This window comes from SAR324 cluster bacterium, from assembly GCA_029245725.1.
Taxonomy (GTDB): domain Bacteria; phylum SAR324; class SAR324; order SAR324; family NAC60-12; genus JCVI-SCAAA005.
Map to the genome: position 1 here is coordinate 1 of JAQWOT010000022.1, position 1,876 is coordinate 1,876.

At 45.7% G+C, this 1,876-nt stretch carries 2 protein-coding genes; both read right to left on the reverse strand.

Annotated features, from left to right (window positions below; translation table 11 throughout):
* A partial coding sequence (locus P8O70_00735; protein ID MDG2195409.1) for a flagellin occupies nucleotides 1-814 on the reverse strand: 814 nt, incomplete at its 3' end.
* A 140-nt stretch (nucleotides 815-954) separates the two neighbouring features.
* Nucleotides 955-1,876 (reverse strand): flagellin (locus tag P8O70_00740; GenBank protein ID MDG2195410.1); only part of this gene is annotated, 922 nt, incomplete at its 5' end.

Below are 1,876 nucleotides of genomic sequence, written 5' to 3' on the forward strand. Positions count from 1 at the left end.
ACTGATTCATGATTTGGAGGCGTGTGAATTCAGCAAGTTCCATCGCCACATCAGCATCGCGTATTATCGATTCAGCGGCAGACAAGTTTTCTGCATCTAGTCGAAGACTGACTAAGTTGCTTTGCAGGGCCGAGCGCTGTAAGGCACCTAACTCTCCACGTGAACTAGCAATCTCACCAATCGCTTTATCTACAATGCTGATCGCAGATGCTGCGCCTGACGGAGTACGAACATCAACCTCTGCCAAACTCGAACCTCCATCTTCAGAACTACCAATCCCTAATTTGTCGGTAGTAATGTTTGGCAAAACCAACATTAACCTATTGCCCTTACCAGCTCTTTGGGACGAAGAACTGCCAAAACCAATCTGAAATTCCAACTCAGAGTTAGTTCCATTCAGAAGAAGTTTTGATCCAAATTGCGTGTTCTGGGCGATTCGATCTATTGAGTTCAGAGCGTTCTGAATCTCAGACTGAGACGCTGCAACAACTAACTCATCATTTACACCGGTATTCGCTGCGGCAACAGCCCGTTGACGAATATTGACCAGTAGTCTGGAAACTTCGTCCATTGCGCCCTCTGCTGTCTGTACTACAGAGGCTGCTACCTCGGTATTCTGAGCTGCTTCCTTCAAACTACCGATTTGAGATCGTAGACTCTCTGAGATCATGAGGGATGCTGGACCATCAGCAGCCGAGTTAATTTTTTGTCCCGATGCTAGTTTCTCAATAGATTTTGAGAGCATCGCATCATTCTGGGCTAAGTACCGATTAGCAGTCAGCGCCGCAATATTTTGATTGATTCGCAGGCTCATGCCGAGCTCCTATCGTTGATTTTATTCTGAATTCGAAATCTCATCCCGATAAATGTAGGGTAAGTTTGCAATTTGAGAATCTTTCTAGCCTAGAAGTCAGGCCAATGGGATGGGATCACCACTGGCCTAAGACCTCTTCTTCATTGAGAAGAAAGTAAGTGAGCTACATTTTGAGGCATTGCATTGGCCTGAGCCAATTGTGCAGTAGCAGCTTGCGTCATGATCTGATTGCGTGTGAAAGCAGCCAGTTCAACTGCAACATCAGCATCACGAATATTGGATTCTGCAGCTGTTAGATTTTCAGTCGCCACTCTGAGAGTGGTCAGATTTGACTCCAGCGTATTTTTCTGGAAGGCACCCAAATCGCCACGACTCGTGGTTATCTGACTGATGGCTTCATCAATCACGCTCATTGCGGCATTAGCACCTTCACTGGTTGTAACATCCACATCAGCTAAACTAGAAAAGCCACCATCGTTTGGTGCTCCCTTAGCCAATTCTGTCGTGATTATATTTGGCAAAGCAATACCCGCGATCTGGCCTTGATTTGCTCCAATCTGGAAAGACAGATTCCTCTGCGTTGAATCTTCTTCACTGCCGTTTAAAAGCTTCTCCCCACCAAACTGAGTGTTCTGAGAAATTCTGTCTATTGAGCTCAGTGCGTTCTCAATTTCCTTCTGAGAAGCAGCAACCATATTCTGGTCATTCACCCCAACATTGGCCGCTGCAACTGTTCGCTGTCGCATATCCACCAGAAGTCTGGATACTTCATTCAGTGCACCTTCAGCGGTTTGTACAATTGAAATTGCTGACTCATTGTTTTCTGTCGCTTGGTGCAAACTCGCCACTTGCGCTCTCAAACCTTCAGAAATAACCAGAGAAGCTGGCCCATCAGCACCTGTATTGATCTTCTGTCCAGATGACAGTCGTTCAATCGATTTCGACAGCAGCTGGTCATTTTGAGCCAGATTTCTGTGAGCATTCAGGGCTTCAACGTTGTTGTTGATTCGCAGACTCATTTTCAACTCCTTGTAATTTGGAAATATAATTTCCTGAGTGACT